This is a genomic window from Ezakiella sp., from assembly GCF_034180565.1.
Taxonomy (GTDB): domain Bacteria; phylum Bacillota; class Clostridia; order Tissierellales; family Peptoniphilaceae; genus Ezakiella.
The window spans coordinates 157,156-174,748 of record NZ_JAXFOB010000022.1 but is presented as its reverse complement, the minus strand read 5'-3'; the positions used below and the strand labels follow the sequence as shown (position 1 = coordinate 174,748).

Annotated in this window: 16 protein-coding genes; 4 read left to right on the top strand and 12 right to left on the bottom strand. The window is 35.6% G+C overall.

The window, feature by feature from the left end:
• The 12 genes from rpsU to lepB all read right to left on the bottom strand — a co-directional run.
• The coding region (gene rpsU, locus SPI61_RS05320) for a 30S ribosomal protein S21 (protein ID WP_321137087.1) at positions 1 to 126 on the bottom strand (126 nt) is incomplete at its 3' end.
• A gap of 79 nt (positions 127 to 205) precedes the next feature.
• The gene (locus SPI61_RS05315; RefSeq protein ID WP_321137081.1) at positions 206 to 544 is read right to left on the bottom strand and encodes a histidine triad nucleotide-binding protein; all 339 of its coding nucleotides are present in this window, start codon (positions 542 to 544) and stop codon (positions 206 to 208) included.
• Entirely contained in the window at positions 520 to 1,812 is a 1,293-nt protein-coding gene (mtaB, locus tag SPI61_RS05310) for a tRNA (N(6)-L-threonylcarbamoyladenosine(37)-C(2))-methylthiotransferase MtaB (protein WP_321137080.1), read from the bottom strand. Before mtaB ends, SPI61_RS05315 begins: the two co-directional genes overlap by 25 nt.
• Positions 1,802 to 2,527 (bottom strand): 16S rRNA (uracil(1498)-N(3))-methyltransferase, encoded by a 726-nt coding sequence (locus tag SPI61_RS05305; protein WP_321137079.1) that lies wholly within the window; start codon positions 2,525 to 2,527, stop codon positions 1,802 to 1,804. Before SPI61_RS05305 ends, mtaB begins: the two co-directional genes overlap by 11 nt.
• Positions 2,520 to 3,395 (bottom strand): 50S ribosomal protein L11 methyltransferase, encoded by an 876-nt coding sequence (gene prmA, locus SPI61_RS05300; protein ID WP_321137078.1) that lies wholly within the window; start codon positions 3,393 to 3,395, stop codon positions 2,520 to 2,522. Before prmA ends, SPI61_RS05305 begins: the two co-directional genes overlap by 8 nt.
• Complete coding sequence (locus tag SPI61_RS05295) at positions 3,392 to 4,540, bottom strand: J domain-containing protein (protein WP_321137077.1); 1,149 nt, start codon at positions 4,538 to 4,540, stop codon at positions 3,392 to 3,394. The genes prmA and SPI61_RS05295 overlap by 4 nt, the downstream gene beginning before the upstream one ends.
• An 83-nt stretch (positions 4,541 to 4,623) precedes the next feature.
• Positions 4,624 to 6,453 (bottom strand): molecular chaperone DnaK, encoded by a 1,830-nt coding sequence (dnaK, locus tag SPI61_RS05290; RefSeq protein ID WP_321137076.1) that lies wholly within the window; start codon positions 6,451 to 6,453, stop codon positions 4,624 to 4,626.
• Between the two features lie 25 nt (positions 6,454 to 6,478).
• Entirely contained in the window at positions 6,479 to 7,012 is a 534-nt protein-coding gene (gene grpE, locus SPI61_RS05285) for a nucleotide exchange factor GrpE (protein ID WP_321137075.1), read from the bottom strand.
• Positions 7,013 to 8,032, bottom strand: a complete 1,020-nt coding sequence (gene hrcA, locus SPI61_RS05280; RefSeq protein WP_321137074.1) for a heat-inducible transcriptional repressor HrcA — start codon at positions 8,030 to 8,032, stop codon at positions 7,013 to 7,015. It lies immediately after the preceding gene.
• A 197-nt stretch (positions 8,033 to 8,229) separates the two neighbouring features.
• Positions 8,230 to 9,360, bottom strand: coding sequence for a radical SAM family heme chaperone HemW (gene hemW, locus SPI61_RS05275; RefSeq protein WP_321137073.1), 1,131 nt, complete (start codon positions 9,358 to 9,360; stop codon positions 8,230 to 8,232).
• Complete coding sequence (gene lepA / locus SPI61_RS05270) at positions 9,360 to 11,162, bottom strand: translation elongation factor 4 (protein ID WP_321137072.1); 1,803 nt, start codon at positions 11,160 to 11,162, stop codon at positions 9,360 to 9,362. The genes hemW and lepA overlap by 1 nt, the downstream gene beginning before the upstream one ends.
• A gap of 6 nt (positions 11,163 to 11,168) precedes the next feature.
• Positions 11,169 to 11,831, bottom strand: coding sequence for a signal peptidase I (lepB, locus tag SPI61_RS05265; RefSeq protein ID WP_321137071.1), 663 nt, complete (start codon positions 11,829 to 11,831; stop codon positions 11,169 to 11,171).
• Between the two features lie 156 nt (positions 11,832 to 11,987).
• Between lepB and SPI61_RS05260 the strand changes: the two genes are divergently transcribed.
• The 4 genes from SPI61_RS05260 to SPI61_RS05245 all read left to right on the top strand — a co-directional run bounded on the left by SPI61_RS05260 (position 11,988) and on the right by SPI61_RS05245 (position 17,573).
• Entirely contained in the window at positions 11,988 to 12,425 is a 438-nt protein-coding gene (locus SPI61_RS05260) for a kinase/pyrophosphorylase (RefSeq protein WP_321137070.1), read from the top strand.
• A gap of 9 nt (positions 12,426 to 12,434) precedes the next feature.
• Entirely contained in the window at positions 12,435 to 15,071 is a 2,637-nt protein-coding gene (gene ppdK, locus SPI61_RS05255; RefSeq protein ID WP_321137069.1) for a pyruvate, phosphate dikinase, read from the top strand.
• Between the two features lie 77 nt (positions 15,072 to 15,148).
• Positions 15,149 to 15,874, top strand: coding sequence for an ABC transporter ATP-binding protein (locus SPI61_RS05250; protein WP_321137068.1), 726 nt, complete (start codon positions 15,149 to 15,151; stop codon positions 15,872 to 15,874).
• Positions 15,864 to 17,573, top strand: a complete 1,710-nt coding sequence (locus SPI61_RS05245) for a hypothetical protein (protein WP_321137067.1) — start codon at positions 15,864 to 15,866, stop codon at positions 17,571 to 17,573. The genes SPI61_RS05250 and SPI61_RS05245 overlap by 11 nt, the downstream gene beginning before the upstream one ends.
• The last annotated feature ends 20 nt before the right edge of the window (positions 17,574 to 17,593 follow it).

Sequence of the window (17,593 nt, the reverse complement as noted above, 5' to 3'; positions counted from 1 at the left end):
GCTAGGTTTTTCATAATGTTCTCTTTTTCTAACTTCACCCATTACTCCTGAGCGAGCACATTGTCTCTTGAAGCGCTTTAGAGCACTATCTAGGGATTCATTTTCTCCAACTTTGATTTCTGACATTTATCTTCCCCCCTTCCATAAGGTTATCCACAACGCTCTATTCAATATTATACACATAGTTTATCAAAAAATCAAGTATTTAATCAAAATTCCAACCTAATTTTTTTCCACCTATGAGATGAAAATGCAAATGACGAACAGACTGTCCTCCATCTTCGCCAACGTTTGAAATTACGCGATAACCTTCAGTCAATTTCTCTTCTCTTGCAATCAGTTTTATGATTGACAAAATATGACTGAGTATTTCCTTGTCTCCTTCGTCGCATGTGTCAAGACCGTCAATATGTTTCTTTGGAATTACGAGAATATGTGTCGGCGCAACCGGATTTATATCCCTGAATGCATAGCAAATATCATCTTCATACACCTTTGTAGAAGGTATTTCTCCTTCAATTATTTTGCAGAACAAACAATCCATTTCTTTTCCCCCTTTTCTTCAACAAGCATTGCACTCACAACGCTGTTTAATTTTAAATCCGGATACTCATCACAAGATATTTCTGCCTTTACATAGTTTCTTGTGTATCCCGTGAAAAATCCTTTTGTTCTTTCTTCAATCAAAACTTCTTCCTTTTTATTTAAAAGTGAATTTTTGAATTCATCTTGAAGCTCTTCTCCTAATTTTTCAAGTTCATTCTTTCTTCGAATTTTTATATTTCCATCAACTTGCTCCATATCCGCAGCTTTTGTGCCTTTTCTTATAGAGTATGGAAAAATGTGAATCCTCGAAAGTTTTAAGTCCTTTAAATACTGAACTGTGCTCTCGTGGTCCTCTTCCGTTTCTCCGGGAAAACCAACGATAATATCAGTTGTGATTCCTGAATTTGGATAATAAGTTCTAATCAAATCAACTTTTTTCTTAAAAGTTTCTTTGTTGTATTTTCGGTTCATTGCTTTTAAGACATTATCCGAACCGCTTTGAAGTGACAAATGAAATTGGTCACAGAACTGACTTATGTTTTTGAGTCTCCTTAGAAAATCATCTGTTATAACTGAAATTTCAAGACTTGAGAGTCTGATTCTAACATTCGGCGCCGCTTCGTGTACCGCTTCAATTGCATCAATAAGAGTCACATCTTTTAAATCTTTTCCATACGATGCAACTTCAATTCCAGTTATAACAATTTCTTTTGCATTCTGTCCGAGTGATGTTGCTTCTTTCTTTATTGATTCAATACTTCTTGACCTTACTCTTCCCCTTGCAAAAGGAATTATGCAATATGAGCAAAAATTATCGCAGCCATCTTCAATTTTTATAAATCCTCTTGTCTTTTCACCCGTTCCGTGGAGCGGCAAATCTTCAAATTCTATATATTTTGAAATATCATAAACTTTTTCGCCCTTGTCTTTATCCAAATTCATTAAATATGAGATATCAAGCTTGTCCTTATTTCCGACAACAAGATTTACATTTTTGTTTTCTAAAAGCTCATCTTTTGATACTTGACTATAACACCCCATAATCACAGAGTAATTATCAGGATTCATTTTGCGATTTCTACTTAAAGCCTGTCTTGATTTCTTGTCGCTTTCATTTGTGACACTGCATGAATTTAAAATAAAAATGTCGCATATTTCCTCATTTGAATCGACTATTTCAAATCCCGCTTTTCTAAGCCTTTCTTCAAGTGCAAGACTTTCAACAAAATTCACTTTGCAACCCAGAGTTTTAATTTTAACTTTCATATTTAGTCCTTTCATAATAGCTGAGTATTGAAGAAATAGCGGAGAATGCAGCGTATTCTGTTCTCAATATATTTCTAAACAACCTAATAGATTTTACTCCTCTGTTTTTTGCAAATGACACTTCCTCCTCTGAAAAACCGCCTTCAGGTCCAACAAAAATCCCAATTGAACTCTCTCTCGGGTAAGTTACATCAACATCTTTTAAAAAGTCATAAATGCAATTCACATTTTCGTCTTCATAAAGAATCAGCGAATAGTCCAAAGTTTTAGAAAATTCTATTGCCTCTTTAAACTCCATATTCTCTGAAATTTCAGGAATTTTTATAGACTTTGATACTTCGGCGCTGTCCTTTAAAATAGAATAGCACCTTTCGTTTGAAAAATCCTCAATACGTTTTTCATAACATCTTTCAGTAATAGTCGGAATAAATTTTTCGACACCAAGCATTCCGTTCATTTTAAAAACGTGTTCCATTTTTTTCTTCGGAATATATCCTTGAAACAAATATATTTTTAATTTATTCGTGTCTTCCTTTATTTCTTCTAAGAGCTTAACAGAAAAACTGTTCTTTGAAACTTCAGAAATCTCTGCCAAATAGAGTTCTTCATCTAAAACAACCTCAAGCGTATCACCTAACGTGTGCCTTTGACTTTTAATAACATGTCTGAAATCTTCTCCTGTTATTACTGTGTCTTCGATAAAAATCCTATCCATTAAATCTACCCGTAATCTCCGACCAACCGTTTTGTTTGTTTGAACTTACAATTTCAAAATTATTTTTTTGTAAAGCATCTCTAACCATGTCTTCTTTTTCATTGACTATGCCCGACAAAATTATTAGTCCTTGCGATTTAATACGCTTAGAAAATTCCGGCATCATTTCACATAGAGTTTCAGCATATATATTTGAAATTATGGTATCGTAAATCTTGACATCATAATCCCTGAAATCTCCATGAATTACATTCACCTTTTCCTCAACATTATTAAACTTCACATTTTGATTTGCCGATTTTATAGCTAAAGCATCGATTTCATAAGCATCTACAATGGCGCCTGAAAGCTTTGCAGCAGAAATAGCGAGAATCCCGCTTCCCGTTCCTACGTCTAAAATTTTCCCATCCGGACGATATTTATCAATCTCTTTGAGACACATATAAGTGGTTTCGTGACTTCCTGTGCCGAAAGCCATTCCGGGATTTATAACAACATCCGCGTCGGTGTGTTCTTCCCAAAGCGGTACAACTTTTAAATCCTTCGAAACATCTATTGTGTGAAAATAATTTTTCCAATCATTTTCGTAGTCTTTTTCTTCGATTGATTTTTTTGAAATCTCACATTCTCCTTCGAGATCAATTTCTTTAAGAAATTCTTGAACCTCATCGTCTCCCAAATATACTTTAAAAGTAATAAAATCCGTTTTTTCTTTTTTATCAATATAGTCCCAATTCTTTTCGGAAAGTTTAAGACTGTCGCTCAAATTGTCATCCAAAACCTCAAATGAAGTTATCCCGAACATAATAAGTTTTGTCGTGATTTCTTCTTCCAAACTCCTATTTACTTTTAATGAAACTTCTATCATCGTGCAAACATCCTTCTAATAGCATTTTTTATTTTGAAATATATATTCTTAAACTTTGACCTTATCCCTGAAAAGGGTGGAGGGTCATTGAGCTCATTTTCTTCATCAAGCTCCCTTAAAATTTCCTTTTGACGTTTTGACAAATTTGTCGGTGTAACAACTTTAAAAACCAAATACATATCGCCGCGTGTATTTGAATTGTATTTATATAAGCCTTTTTTCGAAATTGTTATATAATCCCCATTTTGTGTGCCTTCAGGTATAACGATTTCTTCTTCTCCGTCAAGGGTTTCGAATTTTTTTCTAGTGCCTAAAGCGGCTTCCGAGAATGAAATCTTATATTCCTTCACAAGATTTGTATCTTGAATTTCATAACCGTAAGGATTTCTTACGTGAATCTCAGCATATAAATTTCCACGTCTTCCTCCGTTTATGCCGTCGTCCCCATAAGCCCCCAAGTTTAATACGATGCCGTCTGTTACACCTTTTGGAATTTTAACCGACTTTTTAATCTTTTTGGATTTTCTTCCTGAGCCGCCGCATTCATCACACTTTTCTTTGACAACTTTTCCCGTTCCGTTACAGTCCGGGCAAACAGTATCAGTTTGCATTTGCCCAAATAAAGTCTGTTTAACTTGTCTTACACGACCTCTACCTTGGCAAGTCTTACATACTTCTACATCGTCTTTTGACTTCGCACCTGTTCCATGACATTTCTCGCAGTCTTCAACTCTATCATATTCGATGTCCACAGTTTGCTCTGTAAGCGTTTCTTTCAGGTCAAAATCTATATAAACCATTCTATCTTGCCCCGGTTTTTGGTTGCTTGCAGCTCTGTTTGAGCTGAATCCGCCAAAACCCATTCCACCGAAAATGTCACCGAATATATCGCTGAATATATCATCATAACCGAATCCGCCACCCGCTTGAGCGTCTGTGGTTCCATAATTATCATACATAGTTCTTTTTTCTTGATCTGAAAGGACCTCATAAGCCGCAGTAACTTCTTTAAATTTTTCTGCACTCTCCGGGTCGTCAGGATTCAAATCAGGATGGTATTTTTTTGCCAAACGTCTATAACTTTTCTTTATTTCGTCGATTGAAGCAGTTTCTTCAACCTCTAATACTTCATACAAATTTTTCATCAAATCAGCCTTTCAAAAAAATAAGAACTGTCCACTAAGAGTGGATCAGTTCTATTATCCTATAATTAGCGGAAATTGTCAAATTAATCAACTACTTCGTAGTCTCCATCAATTGTATCGTCTCCGTCATCTTTTTTGTTTTCTCCAGGATTTGCACCGCCTTCTGAAGGATTTCCGCCTGCTTGACCATAAACTTTTTGAGTTATTCTGTAGAACTCATTCGTCAAATCTTCTGTCTTTTGTTTCATATCTTCGTAGTCTGTTCCTTCTGCAGCTTTTTTGAGTGCTTCTTTCTTTTCTTCCAATGCTTTTTTATCTTCATCAGACAATTGTTCGCCCAAATCTTTTATGCTCTTTTCTGTTTGATAAACCATTTGGTCTGCATTGTTTTTGATTTCGATATTTTCTTTTGCCTTTTCATCTTCTGCAGCATATTTTTCCGCTTCTTTAACTTTAGCGTTAATTTCATCTTCGCTCATCTTATTTGAAGCAGTGATCGTTATAGATTGTTGCTTGCCAGTTGCCATATCCTTTGCACTTACATTTACAATTCCGTTTGCATCGATGTCAAATGTAACTTCAATTTGAGGAATTCCTCTTGGTGCAGGTGCAATACCTGTCAATTGGAATCTGCCTAGAGTTGTGTTGTCCTTTGCAAATTCTCTTTCCCCTTGAAGAACGTGAATATCAACAGAAGTTTGTGAATCGGCAGCAGTTGTAAATACTTGGCTCTTCTTTGCCGGAATTGTTGTATTTCTTTCAATGAGCTTTGTGGTTACTCCGCCCAATGTTTCAAGTCCAAGTGAAAGAGGTGTTACGTCAAGTAGCAATAAGTCTTTAACTTCTCCGGTCAAAACTCCACCTTGGATTGATGCGCCGATTGCGACACATTCATCAGGGTTGATGTCTTTTTGCGGATCTCTTCCGGTCAATTTCTTAACTTCTTCTTGCACAGCCGGAATTCTTGTTGAACCTCCAACCAACAAAATTTTGTCGAGTTCTGAAACATCAATGCCTGCGTCCTTGATACAATCTTTAACCGGTGCAATTGTCTTTTCAACCAAATCACTTGTAAGTTCGTTGAATTTTGCTCTTGTAATGTCCATATTCAAGTGAAGCGGGCCGTTTTGTGTTGCTGTAATAAACGGCAAGTTAATATTTGTAGTCATCGTTGATGATAGCTCTTTCTTTGCTTTTTCTGCGGCTTCTTTAAGTCTTTGTAGACTCATCTTGTCTGATTTCAAATCAACGCCGTTTTCTTTTTGGAATTCATCTGCAATGTAGTCAACAAGTTTATTGTCGAAGTCGTCTCCACCGAGTTTATTGTTTCCTCTTGTAGCCATAACTTCGAATACGCCGTCGCCAACTTCAAGAATCGAAACGTCGAATGTTCCACCGCCGAGGTCATAAACCATAATCTTGTGTTGACCTTCTTCTTTATCCATTCCATATGCAAGTGCAGCAGCTGTAGGTTCATTAATAATTCTCTTTACATTTAATCCGGCAATTCTTCCTGCGTCCTTTGTTGCTTGTCTTTGAGCATCTGTGAAATATGCAGGAACTGTTATTACTGCATCTTCAATCGTTTCGCCGAGATAGCTTTCAGCATCTGCTTTTAACTTTTGAAGAATCATTGCTGAAATTTCTTCAGGTGTATAATCTTTTCCATCAATACTAATTTTATAATCTGTTCCCATTTCTCTTTTAATTGAAGAAATAGTACGTTCCGGGTTTGTAACAGCTTGTCTTTTTGCTGTTTCCCCAACCAATCTTTCGCCTTCTTTTGTGAACGCTACAATACTTGGAGTAGTTCTGTTACCTTCGATATTGTGGATAACAGTAGGATCTCCACCTTCCATAACTGCGACACATGAATTTGTTGTACCTAAGTCAATACCAATAATTTTACTCATTTAAAAAATCCTCCTTAATTTATAATTACTTACTTACTTTTACCATTGCCGGGCGTATAACTTTATCTCCCAGCGTAAATCCTTTTTTTAGAGTTTCGATTATAATTCCACTTTGAACTCCATCTTTTTCTTCCATCATTACTGCGTAGTGCAGATTCGGATCAAAAACTGCCCCATCGCTTTCCATTACATTTATATCTACATTTCTAAAAGCTTCAATTACTTGATCGTATATCATCTTTACGCCGTCATATATATTTTTATCTTCTATATGTGAAAGCGCAATATCGAAATTGTCAATTACAGGAAATAAAACCTCCGCAAATTTTTCAACTCCCAAATTTACACTGTCGTGCTCTCTCTTTTGAGCTCTCTTTTTAAAGTTTGTAAAATCCGCTTGAAGTCTTATAAGCTGTGTCTTCAGTGAATCAATTTCTCCGCTGAGATTATCCGACTCATTTAAATCTTCGTCGCATATATCCGATTGAACACTTTCCTCCGCAACTTCTTCTGTAACTTTTTCATCGACTTCATTATTTAAATCTTTTTTCTCTTTCATTTAGCCCTCATCCCCTTTCAAGCTCGCATGTAGAAACCTCAAAGTCTTGTCAAGCTCCAAAATTGCATTTATAGCATTTGAATAATTCATCCTGACCGGAGCGATTATTCCAAACGATGCGGTTCGGTCGCTGTCGAGCAATATGTTTGAGGTTATTACTGTCAAATTTTTTAAATTTGAGTTTTCGTCGCCGATATGAACGCTAATTCGCTTATCATCGCTTTCCTTAATTAAATCTTTTATCTGCGAACTGTCTTCCATAATCATAGCAACTGTTTTAACATTTTCTGAATCTATAAAATCCGGATGTTCGAGTAGTCTAGTCACTCCACTTAAAATCAATTCATCTTCCATGGATTCATCCGACTCTATATCTTTTAAAATGTTTTTTAATACATCCAATTTGCCGAAAAACTCTTTTTTGTAGAGTTCTTCAAGATTTTCGAGAAAATAACTGACTTTTCTATCATAAAAATAATGCTTAAGAAAATTATTAAATTTCTCTTCATCAATAACTCCACCGTCATGAACAACATTTGTAGAAACATCCAAATCCTTTGTCATTATTACAAATAGGAGGTTCATATCGTCTATGCGTTTTGCAAATACTTGAGAAATTTCAGCATCGTTATAATGAGGAATAAATGTTAAAGTGGCATAATTTGTCATCAAATTAAGAACTTCACCCGCTTTAAGCATCATCTTCTCAAGCTTTGTCCCCTCAGATTCCAACAAGCTCTTAACAAATTTGCGAGGGTTGTCTTCCTGTTTCGTTGAAGAATCAATCAAGTCCAACACATAATTTTCAATAGCAAATCCGGAAGGAATTCTACCGCTTGAGTGATGCGTTTTTGAAATAAATCCCTTTTCTTCCAAATCACTCATTACATTTCTTATAGTGGCGGCGCTAAGTCCGATGTCATAGTTTTTCTCTATAGTTCTTGAGCCGACCGGCTGACCGGTTTCAATGAAAGAGTTTATAATACTGTTTAAAATTTTCAGCTCTCTTTGACTTAACATTTTACACCTCCCACTTTTTATTAGCAATCTCAAGTCGTGAGTGCTAACTAATAAATATATACCCACATAATTTTCATTTAATCACATTTAAAGTAATATTTTATAAAAATTTTAACAATAAATGATAAACGTTAGCACTTATAGCTCTCGAGTGCTAACCACAAGTTTTATACCCCGATTTATGATTTTAAAACATTTTATAAAAGTAAATCAACTTCCACAAGGTTCGAAAGATCCATTCCCTTTTCTGTCAGGATAACATGAGCATTCTCCAATTTTAAAAGCCCGGAATCAAAGTGTTTTTTTAAATCAAACACTTTGAAAAATTCTTCATCAAATTTTTCTTTAAATTTCTCGAGAGAAATTCCATCCTTTGTCCTTATATTAAGAAATGAATATTCGCTCATCTTATCGTTTAAATCAAGCACGTACTCAACTCTATATGGAAGTGCGTTTCTATCAAGCGCTTCGTAATAATATTTTAAATTTGAAAAATTCTTTCTCCTTTCGCATTCTATAAAAGCCGCAGCGCCAATACCAAATGCAAGATACTCTTCGAGATTCCAGTATTTTTTATTGTGTCTTGACTCAAAACCTGTCTTTGCAAAATTTGAAATTTCATATCTCTCATAACCAAGTTCGGCTAAATATTTTGAAAGGTCGTGATAGCTCTTTCTTTCATTCTCTTCGCTTGGAAGAATTAGCTTTTTGTTTTTTATTTCTTCATAGATTGGAGTATTTTCATGCACAATAAGACTATAGGCGGAAATATGATTTATTCCCAACTCGCTGAGCATCTTTGCATCTTTTAACTCCTGCTCTTCAGTATTTCCTGGAAGAGATAACATCAAATCGGCTGAAATATTTTTTATACCGCTTGCTTTTAATTCATCAACCGCTTTCAAAAAATCATTAAATGAAGAAGTTCTATTTAAAGATTTTATAATTTCATCATCAGACGTCTGCAGTCCCAGGCTCGCTCTATTTATTCCTGTTTTATAAATCTCTTTATATAGATTATCGCCAGTTGTTCCCGGATTTATCTCAAGAATGTTTTCAGAATCATTCGAAACGTTAAAACCATTATATATTGCACCCATGATCCTGTTTACATTCTTTGTTCCAATTAAAGAAGGCGTGCCACCCCCAAAATAAATTGAGTCGACACACCTCTTTCCATAAAGTTTTGAATAAAGATTTATTTCCTTTATTATATAATCCACATATTTATTTTTTTCATCTTCGCTTTTAGGAACAAAGCTTAAAAAATCGCAATAACTGCATTTGCTTTTGCAAAACGGTATGTGTATATAAATTCCTAAATTCATTACTTTTCCTTATATTTTAAAACTTCCATAAATGCTTCTTGCGGAACATCGACATTTCCTACAGAGCGCATTCTCTTTTTACCTTCTTTTTGTTTTTCAAGTAGTTTCTTCTTTCTTGAAATGTCTCCGCCGTAACATTTTGCAAGAACGTCTTTTCTTAAAGCGGAAATTGTTTCTCTTGCAATAATCTTTGAACCGATTGCCGCTTGAATAGGAACCGCAAATTGATGTCTTGGAATTACATCTTTAAGTCTTTCGGCGATATCACGTCCCCTTGCGTAAGCTTTTGATTCGTGAACGATTAAACTGAATGCGTCAACAAGTTCTCCATTGATTAAAATATCTAGTTTAACAAGATCACTTTCTTCGTATCCTGCAAGTTCATAGTCGAGCGACGCATATCCCTTTGTATTTGATTTAAGCGCATCGAAGAAATCATATATAACTTCATTTAACGGCATTCTAAAATGCAAAACAACTCTTCTTTCGTCGAGATATTCCATATTTTTAAATTGTCCTCTTCTATCGATGCAAATGTCCATAATGTTTCCGACATATTCTTTCGGTGCCATAATATTTGCATCAACCATCGGTTCTTCAATAAAATCAATTTCGCCCGGCGACGGTAAATTCGTCGGATTTTGTATTTCAAGCACTTCCCCGTCGGTTTTGTGAACTCTATAAATCACAGACGGTGCAGTTGCGATAATATTTAAATCAAACTCTCTGTCGAGTCTTTCTTGAATGATTTCCATGTGTAGAAGTCCCAAGAAGCCGCATCTAAAACCGAAGCCCAAGGCCTTTGATGTTTCCGGTTCAAATGTGAGGGATGCATCGTTTACTTTTAATTTTTCGAGTGCTTCTCTCACCGTGTTGTAGTCCTCGCCTTCGGACGGATAAATTCCGCAATAAACCATCGGCACTACGGCCTTGTAGCCCGGAAGACGTTCTTTTGTAGGTCTTGCAGCATCTGTGACAGTGTCACCCACTCTTGCATCCTTGACTTCTTTTACCGAAGCTGTAAAATATCCTACGTCTCCTGCTTTAAGTTCGTCAACTTTTAGCATGTGTGTTATATTTACACCAACTTCGGTAACTTCGAACTCTTGGTTTGTGGACATAAATTTAATATTCATTCCGGCTTTAATGCTTCCATCAAAGACTCTTACATAACATACAACTCCCAAATACGGGTCATAGTATGAGTCGAATATGAGTGCTTTTAGCGGTGCATCGTCATCTCCTTCAGGAGCCGGAACCTGTTTTACAATATATTCTAAAACGTCTTTAATATTTAATCCGGTCTTTGCTGAAATCAGCGGCGCTTCGGATGCATCAAGTCCAATTACATCTTCAATTTCATGTTTAACTTCGTCCGGCATTGCGCTTGGTAAATCCATTTTGTTTATAACCGGAAGAATCTCCAAATCTTGGTCGAGTGCAAGATAAACATTGCCGAGCGTTTGAGCTTCAACACCTTGCGTTGCGTCGACAACCAAAACAGCTCCTTCGCATGCTGCAAGTGAACGTGACACTTCATAGTTGAAGTCAACGTGGCCCGGGGTGTCAATCAAGTTTAATGTGTATGTTTTGCCATCGTCAGCTTTATAAAAAAGTCTGACAGCTTTAAGCTTTATTGTAATGCCTCTTTCTCTTTCCAGGTCCATACTGTCCAAGGTTTGCTCTCTCATATCTCTTAGTTCAACTGTATTGGTAGCTTCCAAAAGTCTGTCTGCGAGAGTGCTTTTACCATGGTCAATATGGGCAATGATAGAGAAATTTCTTATATGCTCTTTTTTCATAAATAACTACCTCAACTTTCCGATTCTATCAAATGGAAAAACTCTAAAGACGCATCTTCCGCCGATGCTTTTTTTGTCAATCGGTCCGAACGACCTTGAATCTCTACTTGCAAGCGGAAGACGATTGTCACCCAAAACAAAATATTCTTCATCCGATAAATCAATCGAAATATTTCCTTCTGTATAAATTCCGGTTTCAATATACGGCTCATCGATTAGTTCGCCGTCAATAAACACGCTTCCGTTTTCGATCTCAATATGTTCACCCGGAAGACCTACAACTCTTTTTACATAATAATTATCGTCTGTTTTAACTTCATCTCTTAAAACAACAATGTCTCCACGTTTAAAACTTCTAAACAACTTATCAAGTTTGAGCTCTATAAGTCTGTCTCTGTTGTGTAAAGTAGGCATCATGCTTTTGCCGTCAACAACTGTGAATGCAAAGACAAATTTTACAATTAAAATCGCAATGATCGCTGCCGATGCCAAACTCTTTATCCATTCAATCACTTCTTTTTTTATCCTCTTTGCTTTATCTTGATTATCAGTATCTTCTGAAACTTCATCGCTATCATCGAGCGGTTCAACAATTTCTTCCGAAACATCTTTATCTTCTATTAATTTTTCATCGTTTTCATCGATTAATTCATTTTTATCATCGTACATATTTTACACCTCTATCCGTTTAATTATAACATTTAATTCTTCAAACTTCAAGGAAAAGACGACATTTATAACACTTCACCAAAGAAAAATAAAAGAGTTATAATCTTTAAAAAAAAATATAAATGTGATATAATAAAACGAGTGAGAGGTGAAACGATGGATTATAAAAATATTGATTTTTGCCATGATTATGATGACGGAAAAATCCTATCAGATTTAAATGATGCGGACGTAATATTGCTTGGTCCATCGAGGGTTGGTAAAACACCACTTTCATTTTATATGGGCTATTTTGATTTAAAAGTTTGCAATATTCCACTTGTGCCGGAAGCAAATTTAACTGAAATGCTAAAGTCTCTTCCAAGGGAAAAAACTTTCGGTTTAACAAGAAGCGTCGAGTCAATCAGAAAACACAGATTGTCTCGCGAAGAGAATCTTGGCATAAGCTCGAATTATGCAACCGAAGAAAGAATATTTGACGAACTTATGTACGCCCATGATATTTATAAAACGCTTCGAATACCAGTTATAGATTTAGATAAGATGGCAATCGAAGAAGCAACGGTTTTTATTTCTAAAAGAATTAGTAAATGAGGAGGAAACATGAACAAGTTTACTTACAGTTTCGAAGAAGGTAATGCAAAAATGCGCTCATTGCTAGGCGGCAAGGGTGCAAATTTATGTGAAATGACAAATTTGGGGATACCTGTACCCCCGGGATTTACAATTTCAACCGAAGCATGCACAGCATTTTATAATAATGACGAAAATCTTCCGGAAGGATTGATGGAAGAAGTTACAAAAAGGATCGCTGAAGTCGAAACTAAGATCGAAAAGAAATTCGGGGATAATGAAAATCCACTCCTATTCTCCGTAAGAAGCGGCGCTGTTTTTTCTATGCCGGGAATGATGGATACAATTTTAAATTTAGGTTTAAATGACGAAACCGTTGAAGGCCTCGTAAAAAAATCCTCAAACGAAAGATTTGCTTGGGACAGCTACAGAAGATTTATTCAAATGTTTTCCGATGTTGCTATGAACATCCCAAAATATGAATTCGACGACATATTTAATGATATTAAGAAAAAAGAAGGCGTCAACAGCGACCAAGAAGTTTCAGTTGAAGGCCTTAAAGAAACAGTTAGAAGATATAAAGAAAAATATAAGGAATATATCAAAGAAGACTTCCCTACTGACCCGAAAAAACAACTTGAAATCGCTATCAAAGCTGTTTTTGATTCGTGGATGAATCCAAGAGCAAAGACATACAGAAGACTCCACAAAATTGACGACAATCTAGGAACTGCTGTAAATGTTCAATCAATGGTCTTCGGTAATATGGGCGATAATTCAGGAACAGGTGTTTGTTTCTCAAGAAGCCCGTCAGACGGAGAAAACAAATTGTTTGGCGAATTCCTTATGAACGCTCAAGGTGAAGACGTTGTTTCAGGTGTAAGAACACCGCAAAGTATTTCACAACTTGAAGATACAAATAAAAAAGTATATGACCAATTCCTCGACATTATCGAAAATCTTGAAAAGCATTACAAGGATATGCAAGACGTTGAATTTACAATTGAAGACGGCAAGCTATACTTCCTACAATGCAGAAACGGCAAGAGAACCGCAAGAGCTGCTCTAAATATTGCAGTTGATATGTATGAAGAAGGTCTTATCACAAAAGAAGAAGCTTTGATGAAGCTTGAGCCGAACAGTTTAAATCAACTTATGCACTATCAATTTGACCCGGATGAATTAAAGGACAAGGTTCCATATGCAAAAGGTCTTCCTGCAAGTCCTGGAGCTGCATCCGGTGAAATCGTATTTACTCCTGAAGCTGTGAGAGAAAAACACGAAGCAGGAATCAAAACTATTCTCGTAAGAGAAGAAACTTCTCCTGAAGATATCGATGGAATGGTTTTGGCTGAAGGTATTTTGACGGCACGCGGAGGTATGACTTCTCACGCAGCTGTTGTCGCAAGAGGTATGGGTAAATGCTGCGTTGCAGGAACAAGTGAACTCAGAGTTGAAGAAAACAAAAAAATAATTAAAGGTAAAAATGGAGATCTCAAAGAAGGAGATATCATTTCAATAGACGGTACAACCGGTACAGTATATTTAGGCGACATTAAAAAGATCGAACCTTCCCTAACGGGAAATTTCGGAAAGTTTATGTCCTGGGCAGATGAAGTAAGAAAACTTGGTGTTCTTACAAACGCCGATACACCGAAAGACGCAAAAACTGCAAGAGATTTTGGTGCAGAAGGAATCGGTCTTACAAGAACCGAACATATGTTCTTCGATGAAGCCAGAATCAAAAATGTTCGCAAGATGATTCTCGCTGACACAAAGGAAGAAAGAGAAAAATATTTAGCAAAACTTCTTCCATACCAAAAAGAAGACTTCAAAGGCATTTTTGAAGCAATGGACGGTCTTCCTGTAACCGTAAGACTTCTTGACCCACCACTCCATGAATTCTTGCCGGTTAAAGACGACGATATTAAATCAATCGCAAAGGATATGGGAGTTGATGAAGAAGTTTTAAGAACAAGAATCGAAGAACTCAAAGAATTCAACCCGATGCTCGGACACAGAGGTTGTAGACTTGCTGTCACCTATCCTGAAATTTACAGAATGCAAGCAAGAGCAATAATTGAAGCTGCTCTTGAAGTAAGTGCGGAAGGAAAAACTGTTAAACCGCAAATTATGATTCCGCTAATCGGCGAACTCAAAGAATTGAAATATGTAAAATCTGAAATTCTTGAAGAAATAAATGCAGTCTTTGAAGAAAAGGGTGAAGAAATTCACTATGAAATCGGAACAATGATCGAGGTTCCTCGTGCAGCCCTTCTTGCTGATGAAATTGCAACAGAAGCAGACTTCTTCAGTTTCGGAACCAACGATATGACTCAAATGGTCTTCGGTTATTCAAGAGACGACTACGGAAAGTTCATAAACGATTATTTGGACAAAAAAATCTTCAAGGTCTCTCCTTTTGAATCACTTGATACAAGCGGTGTCGGAAAACTTCTCGATATGGCTACAACGCTTGGAAGAAAATCAAACCCGAACATTCACATCGGCGTTTGCGGCGAAGCCGGCGGAGATCCTGACTCAATTAAATTCTGTGATGATATCAATCTTGACTATGTAAGTTGTTCACCATACAGAGTTCCAATTGCAAGATTGGCCGCTGCTCAAGCTGTAATTGAACACAAATTTGAAGAAAGAGATAAATAAGTTTATTAAAACAAAAAAACTATAACAAAAGGATAAATTTTAGGATTTATCCTTTTTCTTATTTTTAAGGAGATAAAATGATTGAACTCAAAAACCTAACTAAAAAATTCGGCAAAAATACAGTTGTCGATGACATTACTCTAACCATACCGAGCGGAAAGATTTACGGATTTTTAGGACCAAACGGCGCCGGTAAATCAACAACCATCAATATGATTACAAATGCCCTCTCTATTACATCAGGTTCCATCCTTATTAACGGTATTGATGTCGAAAAATATCCATATGAATCCAAAAAACAATTTGCATATGTTTCAGACACGCCTACTGCATACGACAAGATGTCAGGAATACAATTTTTAAACTTCATTGCCGACGTTTATGAAATAGACGAAAATAAAAGAGTTGAGAATATAAAAAAATATTCGGAACTTTTTGAAATGACCGACAATCTTGGCGCTGAAATTTCTTCATATTCTCACGGTATGCAACAAAAAATTATAATTATTTCCGCTCTTATAACTGATCCGGAAGTTTTTATTCTGGATGAACCGATGGTAGGACTCGATGCAAAAAGCAGTTTCAGACTTAAAGAAATAATGAGAGAGATGGCTGATAATGATAAAACTGTTTTCTTCTCCACCCACGTTATGGAAGTTGCTGAAAATATATGTGACGAAATTGCAATCATAAATAAGGGCAAGCTTGTTGTTAGCGGCACTTTCGATTCTATTAAACAAAAAATGGGCGAAGACGGAAGTCTCGAAAAGATTTTCTTGGAGTTGACGGACGATGAAAAATAAACTTTTTCGACTGATAAAAAAGGACTTTTATTTGCAGTTCTCTTTTATTGACAATATAATTCATCCATCAAGGTCACAAAAACCACTAAAGGAAAGATTAAAAGGCGTAATTGCCCTGCTGATAATTTTGGCATACGCTTGTATTATAAATTATAGCCTCGTCCTTCCCGCCTTCAACTCACCCGGAGTTAAGCCTGAAGATATAGTCAAGGGAACTATGCTTGCTGCAACATTTTTTTCTATAGTTTTTACTCTTTCATCCTCGATGAGTAATTTCTTTTTCAGCGATGACATAAAAATTTTGACAAGACTGCCGATAAAGATAAATGATATAATTGCCTCAAAAATAGTTTCTATGAGTATGACAAACTTTATCGTTTATCTTTTTATTGCATATCCTGCCGCATTAAAATATGGAATCTTAAAAAATGCAGGTATTCTATATTATTTGTTCTTTATAATAGGTTCCATTGCAATACCGATAATTGTCACTTCAATTATTTCGCTATTTACGATTTTTATAATGCAATATATAACAAAAATTCCAAACCTTAAAAACAAATTTCAATTTATTTCTCTTTTACTCGGTTTAGCGTTTTTTGTATTTTATCAAATAATGATTCCTAAAGTCGACTCCGAAGAAAAGTTCAGCGCTTTCTTTAATAATTCTAAGAACGTTCTAAAATACATCTTCCCTTTCGATAACTTATTTCAAAAATCAATAGGACTTAATGGCGAAAGCGTCAGTATTTTATCGCTCATAATACTTGTCGGATTGTGTGCTGTTCTTTTCTATTTAACGTCGAACCTTATGGTCAAGCCGTTTTTAAAAGGCTTCCAACAAAACCGTGTTAGCCCTAGTAAAAAGAAAAAAATAAATCTTTCAAAAGTTAAATCAACACCTGTTTCATTCACTCTTGCAAAAAAAGAAATGTATGAAATTATAAGAACGCCTATTTATCTTTTTAATACGATGTTCACCGGCGTATTCATAATAATTGTTTTTCTGATTGGTTTTTTCAATGCCGCAAAAGAAGATATGGGCGCAAGCGGCGGAATACTTTCTCTCATTTCCAAACTACATGAAAAAATATATCCATTTATATCGGAGGAATTTTTATTAACTATAGTTCTTATTTTTCTTGTAGGATTTGCGCTATCCTTAATTTCAGGAATCACAAATGATCCGTCGGCAACCTCTATTTCAAGAGAAGGTAAAAATATAAGACTTCTAAAATCACTTCCAATAAATTCAAAGGATCATATAAAGGGACGCATCGTTGCATCAACACTTCTAAAAACTATTTCACAGATACCGATATTTATAATTCTTATGATTGCGCTTGGAAAGTATTTTTATCTGATGCTTTTTGGGTTATTAGGATTCGTATTCGCCTCATTTTTCATTTCAAACTTGGGTCTCTTCTTTGATATAAGAAGTCCTAAATTAAAATGGGACACGCCGCAACAGGCAATCAAACAAAATATGAATGTTTTAAAACTCACTCTATCATTATTTGCAATCGGCTTTGCACTCTATTCAGTAATTAAAAAACTTCTACAAAACGGAATCGTGGAAATAGACCAATTGCCATATATATTGCTTTCAGTTCCTGTTATTCTCGTTCTCATTGGATTTTTACTCTTTTCAATGAATGTAACTTCGTTTGAGAAACATTTACTTGAATACGAAATATAAATAAAAGCAAGATATGAATT